21 protein-coding genes are annotated in these 16,541 nt (G+C 43.7%); 4 read left to right on the forward strand and 17 right to left on the reverse strand.

What is annotated here, in order from left to right; all coding sequences use genetic code 11:
- Nucleotides 1-29: 29 nt before the first annotated feature.
- Both SFC25_RS01570 and SFC25_RS01575 read right to left on the reverse strand, forming a co-directional pair.
- Nucleotides 30-581, reverse strand: coding sequence for a GNAT family N-acetyltransferase (locus SFC25_RS01570; RefSeq protein ID WP_411213591.1), 552 nt, complete (start codon nucleotides 579-581; stop codon nucleotides 30-32).
- A 58-nt stretch (nucleotides 582-639) separates the two neighbouring features.
- Nucleotides 640-1,836 carry an AGE family epimerase/isomerase gene (locus SFC25_RS01575; RefSeq protein ID WP_411213592.1) on the reverse strand — a complete coding sequence of 399 codons (1,197 nt, stop codon included), beginning with the start codon at nucleotides 1,834-1,836 and terminating at the stop codon, nucleotides 640-642.
- Nucleotides 1,837-2,089: 253 nt separating this feature from the next.
- Between SFC25_RS01575 and SFC25_RS01580 the strand changes: the two genes are divergently transcribed.
- Complete coding sequence (locus SFC25_RS01580) at nucleotides 2,090-3,256, forward strand: cation:proton antiporter (protein WP_411213593.1); 1,167 nt, start codon at nucleotides 2,090-2,092, stop codon at nucleotides 3,254-3,256.
- Between the two features lie 22 nt (nucleotides 3,257-3,278).
- Here SFC25_RS01580 and SFC25_RS01585 read toward each other — a convergent pair whose 3' ends face one another.
- From SFC25_RS01585 to SFC25_RS01605, 5 genes are all read right to left on the reverse strand, one after another.
- The gene (locus tag SFC25_RS01585) at nucleotides 3,279-3,611 is read right to left on the reverse strand and encodes a CHY zinc finger protein (RefSeq protein ID WP_411213594.1); all 333 of its coding nucleotides are present in this window, start codon (nucleotides 3,609-3,611) and stop codon (nucleotides 3,279-3,281) included.
- Nucleotide 3,612: 1 nt separating this feature from the next.
- Nucleotides 3,613-4,140, reverse strand: coding sequence for a signal peptidase I (gene lepB, locus SFC25_RS01590; protein ID WP_411213595.1), 528 nt, complete (start codon nucleotides 4,138-4,140; stop codon nucleotides 3,613-3,615).
- 113 nt (nucleotides 4,141-4,253) lie between these two features.
- A complete protein-coding gene (locus SFC25_RS01595) occupies nucleotides 4,254-4,739 on the reverse strand; it encodes a YbaK/EbsC family protein (RefSeq protein WP_411213596.1) in 486 nt (161 codons plus the stop codon).
- A 47-nt stretch (nucleotides 4,740-4,786) separates the two neighbouring features.
- Nucleotides 4,787-5,365: an AAA family ATPase gene (locus tag SFC25_RS01600; RefSeq protein WP_411213597.1), complete on the reverse strand. Its 579-nt coding sequence runs from the start codon at nucleotides 5,363-5,365 to the stop codon at nucleotides 4,787-4,789.
- Nucleotides 5,362-5,715: a VOC family protein gene (locus tag SFC25_RS01605; RefSeq protein WP_411213598.1), complete on the reverse strand. Its 354-nt coding sequence runs from the start codon at nucleotides 5,713-5,715 to the stop codon at nucleotides 5,362-5,364. The genes SFC25_RS01600 and SFC25_RS01605 overlap by 4 nt, the downstream gene beginning before the upstream one ends.
- A gap of 163 nt (nucleotides 5,716-5,878) precedes the next feature.
- Between SFC25_RS01605 and SFC25_RS01610 the strand changes: the two genes are divergently transcribed.
- Nucleotides 5,879-6,298 (forward strand): cytidine deaminase, encoded by a 420-nt coding sequence (locus SFC25_RS01610; RefSeq protein ID WP_411213599.1) that lies wholly within the window; start codon nucleotides 5,879-5,881, stop codon nucleotides 6,296-6,298.
- A gap of 14 nt (nucleotides 6,299-6,312) precedes the next feature.
- On the opposite strand, the gene SFC25_RS01615 is transcribed toward SFC25_RS01610, so the two are convergent.
- The 3 genes from SFC25_RS01615 to SFC25_RS01625 all read right to left on the reverse strand — a co-directional run bounded on the left by SFC25_RS01615 (nucleotide 6,313) and on the right by SFC25_RS01625 (nucleotide 8,693).
- Entirely contained in the window at nucleotides 6,313-6,897 is a 585-nt protein-coding gene (locus SFC25_RS01615) for an LOG family protein (protein WP_411213600.1), read from the reverse strand.
- A gap of 13 nt (nucleotides 6,898-6,910) precedes the next feature.
- Nucleotides 6,911-7,996, reverse strand: a complete 1,086-nt coding sequence (locus SFC25_RS01620; protein ID WP_411213601.1) for a DNA alkylation repair protein — start codon at nucleotides 7,994-7,996, stop codon at nucleotides 6,911-6,913.
- 70 nt (nucleotides 7,997-8,066) lie between these two features.
- Nucleotides 8,067-8,693: a LysE family translocator gene (locus tag SFC25_RS01625; protein WP_411213602.1), complete on the reverse strand. Its 627-nt coding sequence runs from the start codon at nucleotides 8,691-8,693 to the stop codon at nucleotides 8,067-8,069.
- 73 nt (nucleotides 8,694-8,766) lie between these two features.
- Here SFC25_RS01625 and SFC25_RS01630 point away from each other — a divergent pair, with 73 nt between their 5' ends.
- Both SFC25_RS01630 and SFC25_RS01635 read left to right on the forward strand, forming a co-directional pair.
- A complete protein-coding gene (locus SFC25_RS01630) occupies nucleotides 8,767-9,285 on the forward strand; it encodes a GNAT family N-acetyltransferase (protein WP_411213603.1) in 519 nt (172 codons plus the stop codon).
- Between the two features lie 39 nt (nucleotides 9,286-9,324).
- On the forward strand, nucleotides 9,325-9,807 hold the full coding sequence (locus SFC25_RS01635) for a YrvL family regulatory protein (protein ID WP_411213604.1): 483 nt from the start codon (nucleotides 9,325-9,327) through the stop codon (nucleotides 9,805-9,807).
- A 22-nt stretch (nucleotides 9,808-9,829) separates the two neighbouring features.
- Here SFC25_RS01635 and SFC25_RS01640 read toward each other — a convergent pair whose 3' ends face one another.
- From SFC25_RS01640 to SFC25_RS01670, 7 genes are all read right to left on the reverse strand, one after another.
- Complete coding sequence (locus SFC25_RS01640) at nucleotides 9,830-9,946, reverse strand: YjcZ family sporulation protein (protein ID WP_411213605.1); 117 nt, start codon at nucleotides 9,944-9,946, stop codon at nucleotides 9,830-9,832.
- A 158-nt stretch (nucleotides 9,947-10,104) separates the two neighbouring features.
- Entirely contained in the window at nucleotides 10,105-10,485 is a 381-nt protein-coding gene (locus SFC25_RS01645) for a KGG domain-containing protein (protein ID WP_411213606.1), read from the reverse strand.
- 285 nt (nucleotides 10,486-10,770) lie between these two features.
- Nucleotides 10,771-13,032: an endonuclease gene (locus SFC25_RS01650; RefSeq protein ID WP_486389259.1), complete on the reverse strand. Its 2,262-nt coding sequence runs from the start codon at nucleotides 13,030-13,032 to the stop codon at nucleotides 10,771-10,773.
- Between the two features lie 213 nt (nucleotides 13,033-13,245).
- Nucleotides 13,246-14,655, reverse strand: coding sequence for a right-handed parallel beta-helix repeat-containing protein (locus tag SFC25_RS01655; protein WP_411213607.1), 1,410 nt, complete (start codon nucleotides 14,653-14,655; stop codon nucleotides 13,246-13,248).
- Nucleotides 14,656-14,767: 112 nt separating this feature from the next.
- Nucleotides 14,768-15,163 carry a thiol-disulfide oxidoreductase DCC family protein gene (locus SFC25_RS01660; protein ID WP_411213608.1) on the reverse strand — a complete coding sequence of 132 codons (396 nt, stop codon included), beginning with the start codon at nucleotides 15,161-15,163 and terminating at the stop codon, nucleotides 14,768-14,770.
- Between the two features lies 1 nt (nucleotide 15,164).
- A complete protein-coding gene (locus SFC25_RS01665; protein ID WP_411213609.1) occupies nucleotides 15,165-15,968 on the reverse strand; it encodes a hypothetical protein in 804 nt (267 codons plus the stop codon).
- Nucleotides 15,968-16,534, reverse strand: a complete 567-nt coding sequence (locus SFC25_RS01670; protein WP_411213610.1) for a DEAD/DEAH box helicase family protein — start codon at nucleotides 16,532-16,534, stop codon at nucleotides 15,968-15,970. The genes SFC25_RS01665 and SFC25_RS01670 overlap by 1 nt, the downstream gene beginning before the upstream one ends.
- Between the last annotated feature and the right edge of the window lie 7 nt (nucleotides 16,535-16,541).

Genomic DNA, 16,541 nt, shown 5'->3' on the forward strand with positions numbered 1-16,541 from the left:
ATCAACCCAGGGGTATATGCTCCTGGGTTTTAGTTTGTCCGCGGATCAGTCGCCAAAATGGAATACTTATAGTGATCCTCGAACTTGCCATCAATACGCAGCAAGTCGCGTTCCAACCCTTCTCGTTGAAACCCGCATTTCTCGAGTACCGCAACCGACCCTAGATTCCGCGGCATTACCCCCGCTTCTACTCGGTGGAACTTTCCGTCTCCAAAAGCAAAATCCAAAATAAGCTGTACTGCTTCCGTCATATACCCCTTCCCATTATGCGCTTCATCAAGCGAATACCCAATCATGCATTTTTCTGCTGTATTCCGCTCTACAAAGAATAAGGAAGCTGTTCCAATCAGAATATCATCCTGTTTCAGGAATATTCCGAATTCGTAGCGTTTATCTTCCTGCCAATCTTTCTGTGCGGCTTCGATATTCTTTTTGTATTTCTCGATGGTATAGTCCGAATCACTGCGTTCTACCGGTGAGATAGACTCGAAAAGTTCCCTGTTCCGAAGGTTCAGATCCAGAAGCTCACTGGCATGCTTTTTCTCTAATGGTTTGATTTGCAGTCTTTCACTTTGATACATACTAATCCACTCCCTTCCTATTCATTATAGCAATAAGAAAGAGGAAATGCGCATTATGCTACAGATCCTCTCCACGGTAAGACGCTATCAAATAGCTGGCACTGATCGGATGATAATCCGTTTTCGGGGAAGGACTTTTCACCTCGTCCTCCACTTTATTGTCTGCTGTAAGCCATTGATACCAAGCACCATGTACAGGATCGATGAAATGCTCCTGTACATATCGGAACAGCTCATCATAATGTTCCCGATATATATCATTTCCCGTCTGACCATGCAGCAATGCTGATGCTGCCAGCGTTTCCGCTAAAACCCAATAAGATTTCCCTTTATCTATCAACTCCTTATCAGGGCTCATCACAAAGAATATGCCGCCTTGATCTTGGTCGTGGTAATGTTTCCAGCCGGTTTGATAAAGCTCTTCCGCACGTTCAAGCAGCCAGCTGTCTTGCTTATGGTTATACAGCCAAGCAAGGAGCTTGCTCCATTCAAATTGGTGTCCGCCTACAAACCCATAGGCACGAAATTCGTCTCTTGTTTCGCCATGATTGAATTGTTCATCCTTCATCCAAGCCTCATCGTAGTTCTCCCATATAAGACCGTTACTTTGAGCTGCCAGTTTATTGGTGACTTGGTTTGCAATTTGTAAAGCCTGATCCAAATACCTTTGCTGGCCAGTTGTTTCGTACGCGGTTATCGCTGACTCACATATGTGCATATTGCAATTTTGACCCCGGTATTCCAAAAAGCCGTGCCAATCACGGGATGCTTCATCCTTGTATAGTTTCGCGGATGGTTCATAGAACCTTTCCTCCAGCACTTGATAAACATCCGCAAGCAATTCCTCTGCACCTTCTATCCCTGCTTCTACTGCAGCGACCGCAGCCCGGAAAATGAATGCATGCCCATATGCCAGCTTTTTATCATCTGTCACACCGCCATCTTTCATTTCTGTAAAATAACCGCCATACTCCGTATCACGCACATTTTCTTGAAAAAAGACAATGCCGTGCTCCGCTGCTTCTTTATATTCCGTTTTACCTGTAAGTTCGAAGCCGACACTGAAATTATATAAGTGTCGCGCCTGTCCGACGATATGTTTGGTTGTATTCTCTGTGAGTGTCCCATCTTTATGATAGCCTTCGTTATATCCTCCATAAGTGCTGTCTATCGCTGCAGGATAATAGAATGAAAGTGTCTCTTCAATATGCTGATAGAGTCCTTGTTTTGTATGAAAATCAAATGTATTTTTCACGTCTGACACTCCTTTACATAGGTTACGTCACCTGTTTTCCCTTTTCTGCCAGCTGCAAACAGATGAAAAAGTGGTTGTTTTCGTTCTATATCTACTCTATAATGAGTAACTATAAATTAATTACATATGCATTTTTCGGAGGAGCCTGCCACCCCAGGCCCCTCTGTGTCTATTTAGGCATGTTCACAGTGAAAACTGGAGGACATGCCTTTTTTGCGTCTAAATGCATAAATACACTTCAAAGGAGTAAGATATGGAATTCATTTTGCACTTAGCTTTAATTTTGTTGTTTACGAAGATTGCCGGACAGCTAGCCTTAAAGATTGGGCAGCCTTCTGTTTTGGGGGAGTTGCTTGCCGGTGTCATCCTTGGTCCCGCCGTACTCGGCTGGATACAGCAAACTTCCTTCATCCATGAATTCTCCGAAATCGGAGTACTTGTCCTCATGTTCATTGCCGGACTGGAAACAGATCTGCAACAACTGAAAGAAAACTGGAAATCCGCATTTACTGTCGCTGTTCTTGGTGTACTCTTTCCTTTCATCGGCGGTTACAGCCTTGCCCTTGCATTTGACATGAGTCAGGGACATGCATTGTTCATGGCTCTGCTCTTCTGTGCAACAAGCGTCAGCATTTCCGTCCAGGCATTGAAGGAAATGAACAAGCTGAATTCAAGAGAAGGTACGACAATCCTTGGAGCAGCTGTTGTTGATGATATTCTCGTTGTTGTCTTACTGGCGGTGCTGATGAGTGTGCTCGGTACAGGGGAATCAGTAAGTTTGGGCGCTTTGATTGGGAAAAAAGTTCTTTTCTTCGGCGTGATCATTATCGCTTGTATTTGGCTTATTCCGTTAGTAATGAAGCTGTTCTCTCGTCTTCGAGTAAGTGAAACAGTCGTTTCAGGCGGCATCATCTTGGCACTAGTGTTCAGCTATTTTGCCGAGTATATGGGTGTTGCGGGGATTATCGGAGCATTTGCAGCTGGTATTGCAATATCCCAGACAAAGTATAAAGAAACAGTGGAACATAAATTAGAGCCGATTGCATATGGCGTATTCGTACCCGTATTCTTTGTCAGCATCGGCTTGAATATCAGCTTCGAAGGTGTTGGATCACAGCTTCTGTTCATCGTTCTTATCAGCATTATGGCCATTATCACAAAGCTCTTCGGCGGAGCGCTGGGAGCAAGAATGACTGGCTTCAACGGAAGATCTTCCATGGCCATTGGAACTGGTATGGTCTCAAGAGGCGAAGTTGCATTGATCATTGCAGGTACTGGCTTAAGCTCCGGTTTACTTGATCCGGAATACTACACAAGTATTATCATCATGGTCATTGTGACCACACTTGTAACACCGTCCATGCTGAAATTTATCTTCTCCAAAACAGGCGATACCTCTCAGCAGCGGTCCGTATCTTAAACAGACAAAAAGAGACTGTCAGTCAACGACAGTCTCTTTCTATTCGCTCAAAATATAGATGATGGTGCAGCTGACAACCAGGGTTGAATGCTGCATCACATGCTGGACAATGGTCTGTATCCATATACTGGTCGATACGAAGCGTTGTTTTACACACACCGCATAGTATCGCTTTCTCATCGAATTGGTCTTTTGGCCATACCTCGGCCTGATGACCAGCTGTTTCTTCATGGCATTGATGGCAAGGATAAAATTGATTGCAGCAGGCGAACTTGATTGCTATAACATCCAATGGAGAGTGATAATGTACACACCTTGTCTCTCCATCTACTGTTTTTCCATGTACCTCACACATATTAATTACCGATGTGGAAATCAGAGAATGGATAGAAGGTCATCTTCACTTCTCCGATTACTTCTTTCTCTGAAATGAATCCGAACATGCGGCTGTCTTTACTATTGGTCCGGTTATCTCCCATGACAAACACTTTTCCTTCTGGTACCTTTTCCTTGCCAGTCAATTCCTTCAGTTTAAAATCACCCGTAACCATATCCCCTGGCAGATAAGATTGATCCTGCGCTTCACCATTCACATACAGCACATTATCTATTACCTCAATTGTATCGCCAGGCAGACCAATCACCCGTTTGATATAGTGGGCATCCGCATCGGGTGCATTGAATACAACAATATCATTTCTTTCTATCTTCGAAACTTTGCTGACAATGACGTGGTCACTATCCTGGTATGTCGGCAGCATGGACTCTCCATGTACCGTTGACGGTGTAAACAGGAAATATCGGCAGCCAAAAGCTATAACGACTGCAATTCCGATCGCTCGCAGCCAGGAAAATATCTCTTTTTTTGTATTATTATCTGACATGATTCTTTCTCCTAACCTATCTTTTTGTGAAGTATAGGGTACATGCTAAGTTTAGCAGTGTCAGAGTTAGAAGCAAAGCGGAACCCCCTGCATGCTAAGCTGTTGCCTCCAAATCAGCTATTGTCTGTCCAGCTCTTGCAGACATCCACCCATTCTTTTCCCTTGCCATATTCGGCAAGTTCTTCACAAGTCAGTTCTATTGCTGAATTACTGCTTCCACAGGCTGGGAACACCGTAGCGAACCGCTTTAAGGAAATGTCCATATACACGGGCAAATCATTTATTAAACCAAACGGACAAACTCCGCCAACAGCATGACCCGTTTGTTCTAACGTTTCCTCAGCTGAAAGCATCCGTGCTTTTACGCCGAATAGCTCTTTAAACTTTTTATTTTCGATTTTTGCATCCCCTGCAGCAACTATCAGGACGGATTCCCCATCTTTTCTGCCTCTGAAGGCTAACGTCTTCGCAATACGTGCAGGCTCCACATTAAGATCAGCAGCAGCTAGTTCTACAGTGGCACTGGATAAGTCGAGCTCTATGATATCACTGCTTCGGTTGTAATTTGCGAGATAATCTTTTACGTTCTCAATACTCATTTCATCCACCACCTTTTTGAGGCATTATAGTATAAAGATACACATCTCTATCTCCATCTTGAGGTTAAGCGAGGCCAATGTATCCTCCACCAGGAACGAGGATCGCTCTGCAGATGAAGGTCCATTTGCAGGCCTACAGCCTCGACTACCTCGGCTATCGACATATTATCAGTTATCAGCTTGTTTTCGAAGATTGGATTGGACAGGCCTTGCAGGCACCGTGTTATCTGTTGAGCAGCCCAAGAATTCTGCTTGTTCCCTCGCTTTGCAAGCCGACCACGCAATGTCTCCTCAGAAGCAGTCAATACAAGATGATGGACTTGGTGGCCATCCTTACGCAACTTTCCGACGATTTCTTTGTAGTAAGATGGTTCCGTGATTGTCATTGGGACGATAATGACATTATCCTTATTTGCAGCCATATAAGCCAGATGTTCATATACAATGGAACGCCATAGTGTATGCTGCTGAAAATCAGATTTCTGCATCGAATCCGGTATATTACTCCTTATGTAAAACCCCGCTTCTTCCGGATCATAAATGAAGGCATTCGGAAGCCGAAATCGTAAAGAAATCGCAGTTTGTGTCTTTCCCGCACCGAATGCACCATTGAGCCAGATAATCATGTGCGCTGTTCACACACCATGACGATATTGCCATCAGGATCCTCAAAATTGAAGAATGCAACAGCTGCATCTTCCTCCAGCTCCCGGACAATTTTGCCTCCTTGCTCGCTAACACGCTCATATGCAAGCTTAATATCTGTCGTCTCTAGCATAAAGGCCGGACGGATACCCGGTGCATTTTTTCGGTTATCATCAATGACAAGTCCTCTTCCATCAGCAGTTTCCATGAACTGCACCGGTCCTGCCGTTGGCTGCGGTTCAGGTTTTCCTAAAAGATTTGCATACCAATTTGCTGCCTTATTCGCATCCTTCACGTGTACAAACACACTGCCAATCTTGAAATCTGACACACTGCAACGCCTCCTATATTTGAATATTTTACCATAAGGGTTAGGATGGTAATATAGGTCATAGGTTAGATGAGAACGTAAAAAGAAGTACAAGCACCTTATGATTACTACGTCGTTTAGCTAAAAAGCAATAAAAGTACCCTTCTATAATAAAAACAAAGGAGTGATAGTAATGGATATGTTATATGAGGCAGCAATCCAGTTAATCAAGCAACGTTATCCGAGTGGCTGGGGTGGTGCTGCTGCGATGCGTACTAGGGAAGGCGTTATTCTTACAAGTGTAGCTCCTGAAGTACTGAATGCTGCGACCGAGCTATGCATGGAAGTTGGCTCTATTCTGGAAGCTCATAAATTACAAACATCAGTAACCCATTCCATTTGCGTAACACGTGATGATGAGAATAGCCCCTTTAAAGTACTGACTCCATGCGGTATCTGCCAGGAGCGATTACTTTACTGGGGACGTGACGTACAAGTGGCTGTGACACACGAAGAGAATAAGGTGAAATATGTATCCTTAGAGGAGCTACAGCCGTTTCATTGGACTCATGCTTATCCAGAGGAAGAAATATTCGGTAAATAGAAGAGCAGACGCTGTCACGTCTGCTCTGGTCGTCTAATATAGGTTTTTACTTCCGGCGCTTCATAATGGCGGAACTTCTCCAAAAGGCTGACCGGCTCCGTATCAGAGATTGCCATTGTCCGATATTTTTCATGCATGAACTTCTCATCTGCCATGCGGTCAAATAAGTTTACCAGCAGATCATAATAGCCTTCTACATTCAAAATCCCGAGCGGCTTTTTATGCAGTCCAAGCTGTGCCCATGTGAAGATCTCGAAAAACTCCTCAAGCGTACCCGGTCCTCCCGGAAGTGCAATGAAGCCGTCTGCGAGCTCTGCCATCTTCGCTTTCCGTTCATGCATGGAAGTCACGACGATTAGTTCCGATACATGGGAATGGGCAATTTCCCGTTTCTCCAGGAACTCAGGCATCACACCGATCACATGACCGCCTGCTTGCATGCTTCCATTCGCAACTGCCCCCATCAAACCTACACTTGCACCGCCATAGACAAGTGTCAGATTTTCGGCAGCCAGCGTCCTTCCTAACTCTTCTGCTGCAGCGATGTATGCTGGTGATGCACCAACGCTGGAGCCGCAAAAAACTGCAATGCTTTTCATTTTTTCCACTCCTTTACTTGATCAGTTCCAGATCTGTATGTGCCACTTCCACCCCATTGGCAAGCAGGACAATACGATGTATACCCGGATAATGGATCCTGGTGGTCAAGTCTTTCCAATTATGGACTCGTTCTTTTGTGATACACTCTCCAGAAGTAAATATCCGGTCCGAGAGGAGGAATTTTTTCCGGGATATCCCGCGCTTCTTCACAAAGTCTATTGCATACTCTATACGAAGCTTCGCCTGCTGTTTCACGATAAATGAATACGATAAGGTTACGGCTTCTCCAATAGCAACAAGATTACGATCTGTTGCTATTACAGCGCCAGCCAGCATGTCAGCCGCTTCTTCATATCCGAATAAAGCCATCACCTCTGGTTCACCGCTCCGAAGCAATGTACGACAGCCATGCCGGATGATCCAGTCTGTTTCTGGTGAAAAACCGCTCCAGCGTTTTGCCGTTAAGATAACTTGTCTTGGATTATCCTTGGCAATATCATTCAAATTATTGGCGACACTTTTCCGCACATACAAAGAGGAATCGGCTTTCAATAATTCCAGCACTTCAAATATAGGACTTGGATCTTCTTTAAACTGCCGAATCGCTTGCCCCCATGGAAGCCTCGGTCGGCAGCCTTCACTTGCCAGACGGCGTATATGAGGATCGTCAGATTTTGCCCATTTCAGCATTTGTTTCATAATCCGCTCTGGGGACCTAATCAGAAATGCCCTTATGGCGAATTCTGCAGTTGAGCGTTTTGTGAATTGCTCCAATGCATGCAGTGACATTACTTCATGCTCTGGCTCCAGCCCGAAGACCTCGACAAAGTCCGGAAAGAATAAATACGGGAAACCTTCGCATTGGTCCTGGATCGCAAGCAGAATACCTAAAGCTTCAGGATAACTCTCTGGGAGAAGGTCACCGAGCACCAAACTGATCCGGCGTATTCGACCCTTCAATTCCAGGACTTCCCATTCAGCGTCCATTACCTTTTCGACAAACGTCCTGTCATCGAAACTGTTATGGGCTTGTTTCACCTTGGAAGCGAAACCTTCCAGGAAATTTTTCGTATACATTGCTTTCAAGGGTTCTGCCATCACTACCGCCTCCAGGAGATTATATCTATATTCTACAGGAGAAAAGCGGTAAACTACAAATAGCCCCTGGTTAGAGGATACGTTTCAAAAACTGAGTGAAAAAGAGGATAGCAAAGTAACTAAGCACTAATCCAGCACCGATGGACACCCATTTCACGAAAGTCTCATTGACGACTCTTCTGGTACCTGCAACAATACTCATCAGACCAATATCATGCACTTGGATACCAGCTAGAATACCGAGACCAGCAACAATAAAGGAAAGCTCGTTTCCTTCTGAAAAACTGCTTGATAGAAACGTTCCAAAAACACTTATCCAAAATACGAGATTACTAGGTGAAATTGCTACAAGTAATCCATTTTTGTAGGATGACAGCAATTTTTTTGTCGTTTTTTCCCCGTTGATCATAATCTGCTTGTCCGCATTTTTGATACTGTCATAGGCAATATACAGCAAGAAGATGGCACCAAGCAGCCACATGCCCGTCTGGATAGTTGGGGCAGCCAGAATGGGGGCCAGACCAAGGAAAAGAGCCACCATCAGCAGAAAATCAATTGTCATGCCGCCTATGCCAACCATCCAGCCATGAACAAAACCATTCTTTAAGCCTTGTTTGGTCATCTCAATCGTCACTGTGCCAACTGGGAGAGCGATGGAGAGTCCTAAAAGCACGTTTGTCAGAAACAAAGATAACAAGAGCATCACCGCCTATCATATATATTAAATGTACGTAATATTGACTAATCATACAATGAGAGGAGTATACAACTTGTCCAAAAAACAAATCAATCTGCGTCCCATATCTGTTGCCGATGCGCCAACCCTATTTCAATTCTGGTCCGATCCGGATGTAACTGCCTTTATGAATATCACTCCAATGCAATCTGTAAAGCAAGCAGAAGAGATGATCCTGTACATAACGCAGCTGGAACATGCCGACCGCTACACAATCGTGCTGGAAGATGACACAATCGTCGGTACTTGCGGGTTCAACTACATTGATGCCATGAACCAACGCGGAGAAATAGGCTACGAGATAGGAAAGGACTTCTGGCGGAGAGGTTATATGAGCCAAGCACTGCATGCTTTGATTGAGGAAGGTTTCCAGACGTTACAGTTGAATAGAATAGAAGCAAAGGTGGAGCCAGAAAATACACCTTCACGTCGTCTGCTCGAAAAAGCCGGCTTTCATGAAGAAGGTATTCTGCGTCAATATGAAAAAATGAATGGTGTATTCCTGGATATGGTCATGTACAGCCTGCTTCGCTCTGACTATCCATCTATATGAAACCTTTAGCTGGACTATTCGTATTAAGGATCAGAGAGAATGCACGAGGTGATAGCAGTGGCAATACGGCAGCGTAATGGGGAAAGAAATAGAGGTTCAAAGATTTCGATAACAATTATCATATCTATACTGGTGGGAGTTCCGCTCGCATTCGTAGCTGTCCTTTATTATTTCGGATTCCTGGGTGCTTTCAGTATCCTTGGTGTTGCTTATGAATCACCAAGCCATTTGGCCGTATTCGTCGGTGTATACCTTGTTCTAAGTATTTTCGGTGAGTTATTTGCAAAAGCTTTCTACTATATACTCACTAAGAAGCATAAAACACAGAATTTATATGAGTTTATGGTTGCTTTTTCATTGAACTTTTTAATGAATTGGCTTGCCATCTCCATTGTGAATGGCTTATACGAACCTGTACATATAGCATGGCACACAGAGATTGTTATCGCAGCATTCATTTCCTTAACAGAGGTGACATTGGATAATAAAAAGAAAAAGAGGAAAAGAAACCGCAGTACATAACCGCGGTTTCTTTTTGTATTGATTAGTAACCGTAGCCGCCTCCAACGTAAGAAGCACCGATGATGATCAACAAGATGAATAGTACTACTAGAAGCGCGAAACCGCTCCCGTATCCTTTACCGCCGTAACCTTCAGACATGAAATCCCCTCCTTTTTGACTCAAGTCATTCTATGTAGATGACATCGGATGCGTACCGATTAACAAAAAAGAAAAGTTTCTTAACAGCAAAAACCGCTCCCGAATCAACGAATTCGGAAGCGATCACTTTTGCCTCTTCAATTACTCACACTGCTTTCTTAATTGTTATTGTTATTGGAGCTTCCGCCCTTCGATCCAATTTCCTGGAAATGTTTCTTATTATGGGCATCTGCATTTGCCTTACCGCCCTTTGAACCTATATCTTCATAGAAATCTTGTCCATGGCTGTCTGCTGTTGCATTGCCGCCTTGAGAGCCGATGTTCTGGAAATGTTCTTTATCATGCTCATTTGCATTTGCTTGTCCGCCTTGAGATCCTATATCTTGAAAATGCTCTTTACTATGTGCATCTGCGTTAGCTTGTCCGCCTTTGGATCCAATTTCTTCATAAAAGTCTCTGTCATGATTATTTGATGTTGCTTGTCCGCCCTTTTTACCAGCTTCTTCATTACTCATCTTGTTATTATTGTTCTGTGCCATGTTAATCTCCTCCTCAAGAATTTATGTCTCTTTCGTAGTAGTTAACGTCTGCGTTTGCGCGGCCGCGCTTGATAAATGTATTCCCGGTTACTCTTCGTATAAACAAGATACGGAGAAGTTAGGAAGTAAGTCTATTTAAAGGGCTGATCCAATTTTAAAACGGGTAGATGTACATGGTTTTGGCAGTACTTTGGTTATAAAACGATAGCAAGAAAGCAAGTTACGGTGAAAGAAGTAGCACAAAAAAAGAAGCAGGAATTGTTATACTCCTGCTTCTTTTGGTATTTATGCGGCACATTTCCAGCTTTTATCGTGACCTTTGCCTTTCCCTTTACCTTTATCCGCACCCTTATGCTTTCCGTTGTCAGTCTTACACGGAACTGGCTCTTCAGCTTGTGCCGACTTGACGATATTATCCGTTGCAACAGGTTTTAGCTGATACGTGTCATTGAAGATAGATGCAATGCCTTCGATATCAACTTTATCCCCTTCTTGGAACTGTGAAGTGAAATCTTCATAATTCAATCCAATTCGATTATCGACTCGCACACGTGTTACGTTCCCATCAGTACTTTCTGCATCAAACTCAAACGTACCATATGTGCCGACTGCTCCGATATTTCGGATTGTTACTTCACTAAGCTTAACAAGCTGTCCTTGGTTTGTGTCATCAATTACAGAAACAGACTTAGGTTCAGGTAACTCTGCTTGTCCTATAACTTCGGACTTGATGACATCAGTTACTTCCACTTCTCCGTTATAAGTAGTTTTTACAGCACTGATTTGGACTAGGTCTCCAGTTTTGAAACTGTCACTGTCTTGAAAAACATAAATACCGGCAGTGTCGTCTTGTACGTAGAAACCTTTTCCACCAAAGCTGCCAGGGGTAGATGTTACAATCCCCTCTATAGTGACAACTTCTCCATCCTGGACGTTACGCGCTTCCTCAATAGCTACTTGCTGCGGAAGCTCAACTTCGTCTTCCGGTAATGGTTCTGTTTCCACGTTTCCAACCTGCACCGATTTCGTCAGCAGATTGCTGCCATCCTTGCGAAGTCGCAGGCTTGCTGTACCATCCGCAGTCGACGGATTTAATTGTGCAGGGATATCTGCTACAGCTCGTCCTGTCGCATCTGCTGTCACAGAGAAGCTGCTGCTATATCCATAGCTGCTCGGCCAAGATCCAGTTGTATTGAATTTTCCGATTTGCTGCCCGCCTGGCAAATAGCTGCCCAGCTGCAAACCTGTCAGTGTTTCTCCAGGCTGTAGATCCTCTACGACAACACGTACAGTAAACTCCTGCTGTGTCGGCAGTGTAGCAGGTGTCACAATATCATACGTTGGATTTGAGGCTACTTCATCAGATCCGTAAGCACCTGCTGCAAACGTGTTCGGATCATACCAGCGATATCCAGCTGGCGGATTCGACCAAGGCTCTGCTTCCGTTTCAGTAGTTAGTTCCGGATTTTCATTGATTGTATCTGTTTCTAGAAGAGGAGTCGGCTCACTCAAAGATATAGATGTTTCCTCAAAGCTTGAATAGCTTTCCCTTTCACTCAACCAATCCATAACATTAAGCAGATACTGACCGTTATTGCCTTCTCCTGTAAAGCCGTCATACGTACGCTTTGTTCGACCGCTGTCCTCACGCAGATATTTAGGTGTGGCATCTTCCACAGGTGAGGAATCGCCGATGAATGCAGCTTTACCTTGCTCAACTTTGGAAATCGCCGCAAAAGCTCCTTCATCTATTCCACCCCCAGCATACACTCCCTGGTCGACAGCATTCGGCCAAGCTGGAATATTTTCCGGGAAATAAATCAAGCCTTTGGATTTCGCCGGGTCGAGAATTGTCAATGTAGCCCCTGCATGGGATTCAACGACCTCGATACCTTCTGTAATTCCAAAAGAATCAGATGGTTCGACCACAGTCTGTCCAGATTCGATATCACCTACAGCATTGAAGCGGAAGCGAATACCGAAGTTATCACCAAGCCAGTCGGAGCTCTCCACACCCTGCATACGTTCGGAGTTTGCTTCTTCAGCTGACATACCTTTGGTTGGCTCATCGAACGCACCACGACGATAACCATTGAAGATTTCACCAGAATCCCAACGGTTATAGTTGCGATCAGCGTTATAATGGTCACCAATGAAGAAGATACTGCCGCCTTCTTGCGTGTAGCGCAGCATTGCATCCTGCTCTGATGTCTTGAATGGAATGTTAGGTTCCGGAATGACGAAAACATCATAAGCACTTAGATCCTCATACGTTATAGCCGAGGTTTTTCGTAACTCCTTTACGTAATAACCTTCTTCTGCTAATGCATCACCAAAATCAGAAAAAGCACCATCAATAACCCAGTCTGCAGCTCCTGCTGTTTGTCCATGTGTATTATCAAATAAGACCTTTTTTCCGTTCGCCTCCCCCTTAGGCTGTAATTCTGGTGCAGGGTCAGATGCAGTTTCGGCCTGACTTTGCACTGCATAGCCAAATACAGTAAAAGGAATAAGCAAAACAGCCAATACGAAGAACTTCCAATCCATCGCTCTATTCACGAGCAGATTCCTCCCTTGTTTTAATAGATAAAGCATAGCAAATATTCTGTCGTTATTGTATTCGTTTACAAAAACGCTACAAAAATTCGAGAATATTTACGCAGAGCTATAATCCTACTATCTAAAAGGAAGATTCATCATCATTTCACAACCTACATACGAAAACGAAAAAACCTGCATGATTAGCATGCAGGTTTTTCTTCAGTCTATTACTGCTTGCGCAGTCGTGCCTTCTTTTAAGGTGAAATCCTTACTTGAGACATCCATGTAATCCACTTCTATATAAGCAGAATCTTCTTCTTGTCCGGCCGCTTCTTTATATTCCTCAAAGTCGTTATATTCCTGCTGTTTCCAAACCCAGCTGTTTTCTTTCTTTTTATCGTAGACATTTCTATCCATCGTAGTGTTTGTGTTTGTCTGGAAGTCATTTGCGATGAATAATCCTGTCTTGCTGGCTGAAAATACGTTGTGCGAGATATCATTGCCGCTGATATCATGCTGCAGAAGCAGCTGACCTCCTGAAAGGTCTTTTGTGTCATTCCGGAAGAGCACGTTATAAGTGATGGACGAATTTTTGGTTCCGCCCCGCTCTTCGTCATAGCCGCCAATAGAAATGCCAGTATAGTTATTTTCATATACTGCATTTTCAGTAATCTCGATATTATCTGCGTACTGTCCTTTGTGCTCGGAAGTCGCTTCAATACCTAAATCATTTCGGAAAACTGTATTCCTTTTGATTTTTATATTTTTAGCACCATCGACATAAATGCCGCCTGCAGAATAATCCTCGCCATATGCTGGATTTCCATAGGAAGAATTATCATGCACCACGTTGCCCCGGACCGTTCCGTTCCGTACATAATCTGAATCAGGGTCTTCCGATGTACCCTCATAACCGATCAAATCAATCCCGATATTGTTATTATTGCGGACAGTATTGCCTGTCACAGCAAATCCATCGATATTACCGTTCAGCACAACCGCTTCACTAAGGCCAAGAGTCAGATCTTCCACAATATTATCCATCACTCGGATCTGCTCCATTTTGCCGGTTCCATATACAGCAATTCCGTGGGCATTGCCTTCATCCGATATGTTGCCTATATGATGAATATGATTTTGAATGATATTTATATGAGAGCTATTGCCGGTCACGAAAATCCCCATCACCGCAAAGTCTGGAGAATCTGCATTCAAATCCTGAATCGTCAGACCTTGGATTGTGATATATTGCTTGCCGTCCGCATTCACAAGCGCTGCATCTTCTTTCATTACCTTTTCTTTGCCGCTAATGATGACTTGTTCATCTTCAAAGTTGCGAATGATAACTGGTGCCTCTTTCGTTCCGCTATGCGTTACATCAAATCCATCTGTATAGGTGCCGCTGCGGATATAAACGGTCGTACCTGCAGTGGCTTGATCCACTGCTGCCTGTATCGTACGAAGAGGTTTTTCTTTCGTTCCTTCATTGTCATCGTCTCCATCAGTGGCGACAAAAAGCTGTTTCGAAGCGGTTACTGCTTCCACTTCCTTCTTGTTGTTCGATGCAATCGAATAAATACCTGCGCCAATCAAGCACAGTACGATTGCGGCCAGGATCGTTATTCTCATTAGCTAGCTCTTTTCTATGCAATATTTGCCGTTCTTGGCTACTGCTAGTATGATACCTTTCATCAGGCAATTTGTATAGGAGCTCCGCTCAATCTTCATAAAATCTTTATTCTCACAAAAATCGCTCTTTTAATTCGGGTGATGGCAGCATACATTGATCTTGTCTGCCGAACCATCGATAACGATTTTTAGCTACGTACCGGTAAGCTAAATCCCGAAGCGGCCGCGGTATAATCAGCGCAGCAGCTGCCAACTTCCAAATTCCATTCAGATGACGTGCAATACGCAAAATTGCACTGGATTGCATATACACCTTTCCATTCTCCACAAGTATGATGCTATCTACATGATCTGGTATTTGCTTAGCCTCTTTCAACTGTCCGCCATAATCACTTTGGAGGGAAGCGAATTTAAAATAAGCATCCTTGTCATGTTTGATGATAAATTGGACACTGTTATTACATAAGTTGCATACACCATCAAAAAGAATGATTGCCTTGTCGTCCATTCTATCCCTCCTCTAGTTGTTCACTTATTCTATCATGAAGCATCATGTCATTTTCCTTCGTCAGGTAGGTCGTCTTATAGACTTCCTGTCGATCTAAATTCTTTTCCATCAGTGTCACATAATAGGTTTCCTTTTCCCCCGGAACGTTTTCAATAATCGTTTCCCTTGTAAAATGCTCACCGAACAGCTCCCATTGCTCTACTTTTCCTGTTTCTGCCGGGAATCCTCCGTTTTCTTCCTGACCATGACGCTGTGTAACGAATTCTACTGCTTCTTTGGCAGAATAACCCGGTTCATCATATTCTGCCTCCTCAATGGGTGGCGGTACCGATTGTACCTGACCAATAATGTAGACAGTCAGATAAGCTAGAAAAGGTACATACAACACAAGCCACCCGATACGACCTTTCTTTGTTATATACCCCAGACCCAGTTCCATCAAAGCGAACATCATCGCCAAAAACGCACCTAATCCAGCAGTAAAAAGAAACGCCGCAGAGCTTTGTGAAGACAGACTCCATACTGCAAATGGCAGTCCTCCCAAACCATGCAGCGCGATATAAAGCCCTCTCTTTCCTGAATCAGCTGGCGTCACTTTTCTGCTGATCAGCCAGGAAATGAAAATGCCGTAGATAAAAATAAAAGGACTCATATAGAGCGCAAAGACAAACGCTCCGGACATCCATATATCCCCTAGCTGATTAGTAGTTCCGATACCGAAGAAGTCACTGAAATAAAATCCCATACATAAAGAAAACATACTGACGAGCAAAAATCCCGCACCAAATTTATGCCCAATGCTCATTATTGATCCTCCAAACCAAAATGCTGGATGATCTGCTCCGCTGTTTCCGAGGCTAATAGTTCATCGGTTTGAAGTCGTAAATAATCTGTTTCTTTGATTTCTCCTTCCCTCGACTGGAGACGGCCAGTTTCCATTGTACGGAGGAGATCTGCTTCCGAAAAAGCAATATTCCGTTTAGTCGGCTTATGCTCCAAACGGTTCTCTGTTACATTCCGTTTCAATCTGGTATCGACACCAGCTTGCAGCTCAACGAAATAGACTGGTATTTGTTCCTTTTTAAAAACCGCACACATTCTATCAACCGTTTCCCAATCCTCATGACTGGAGAAATCCCATACAAAAGTAAATATGAAACCTGGAAGATTTGTTTTAGCAACCGATTGGAATATTTCTTCTCTGAAAAGAGTCGATAGGCGCCACATTTCCTCACTAAAACCGAAGAAAGGTACTAACAAATCAATGGTCATGTGATTGTGCAGCAATCGATACCCAATTCGTTTCTCCAATTCTTGTCCAACTGTCATCTTCCCGACAGCTTGTGGTCCGAATAATAAGATGACTTTCATAGAATCA

Origin of the sequence: Terribacillus saccharophilus (assembly GCF_046592595.1) — a bacterium.
In the GTDB taxonomy this organism is placed as follows: Bacteria; Bacillota; Bacilli; order Bacillales; family Amphibacillaceae; genus Terribacillus; species Terribacillus saccharophilus_C.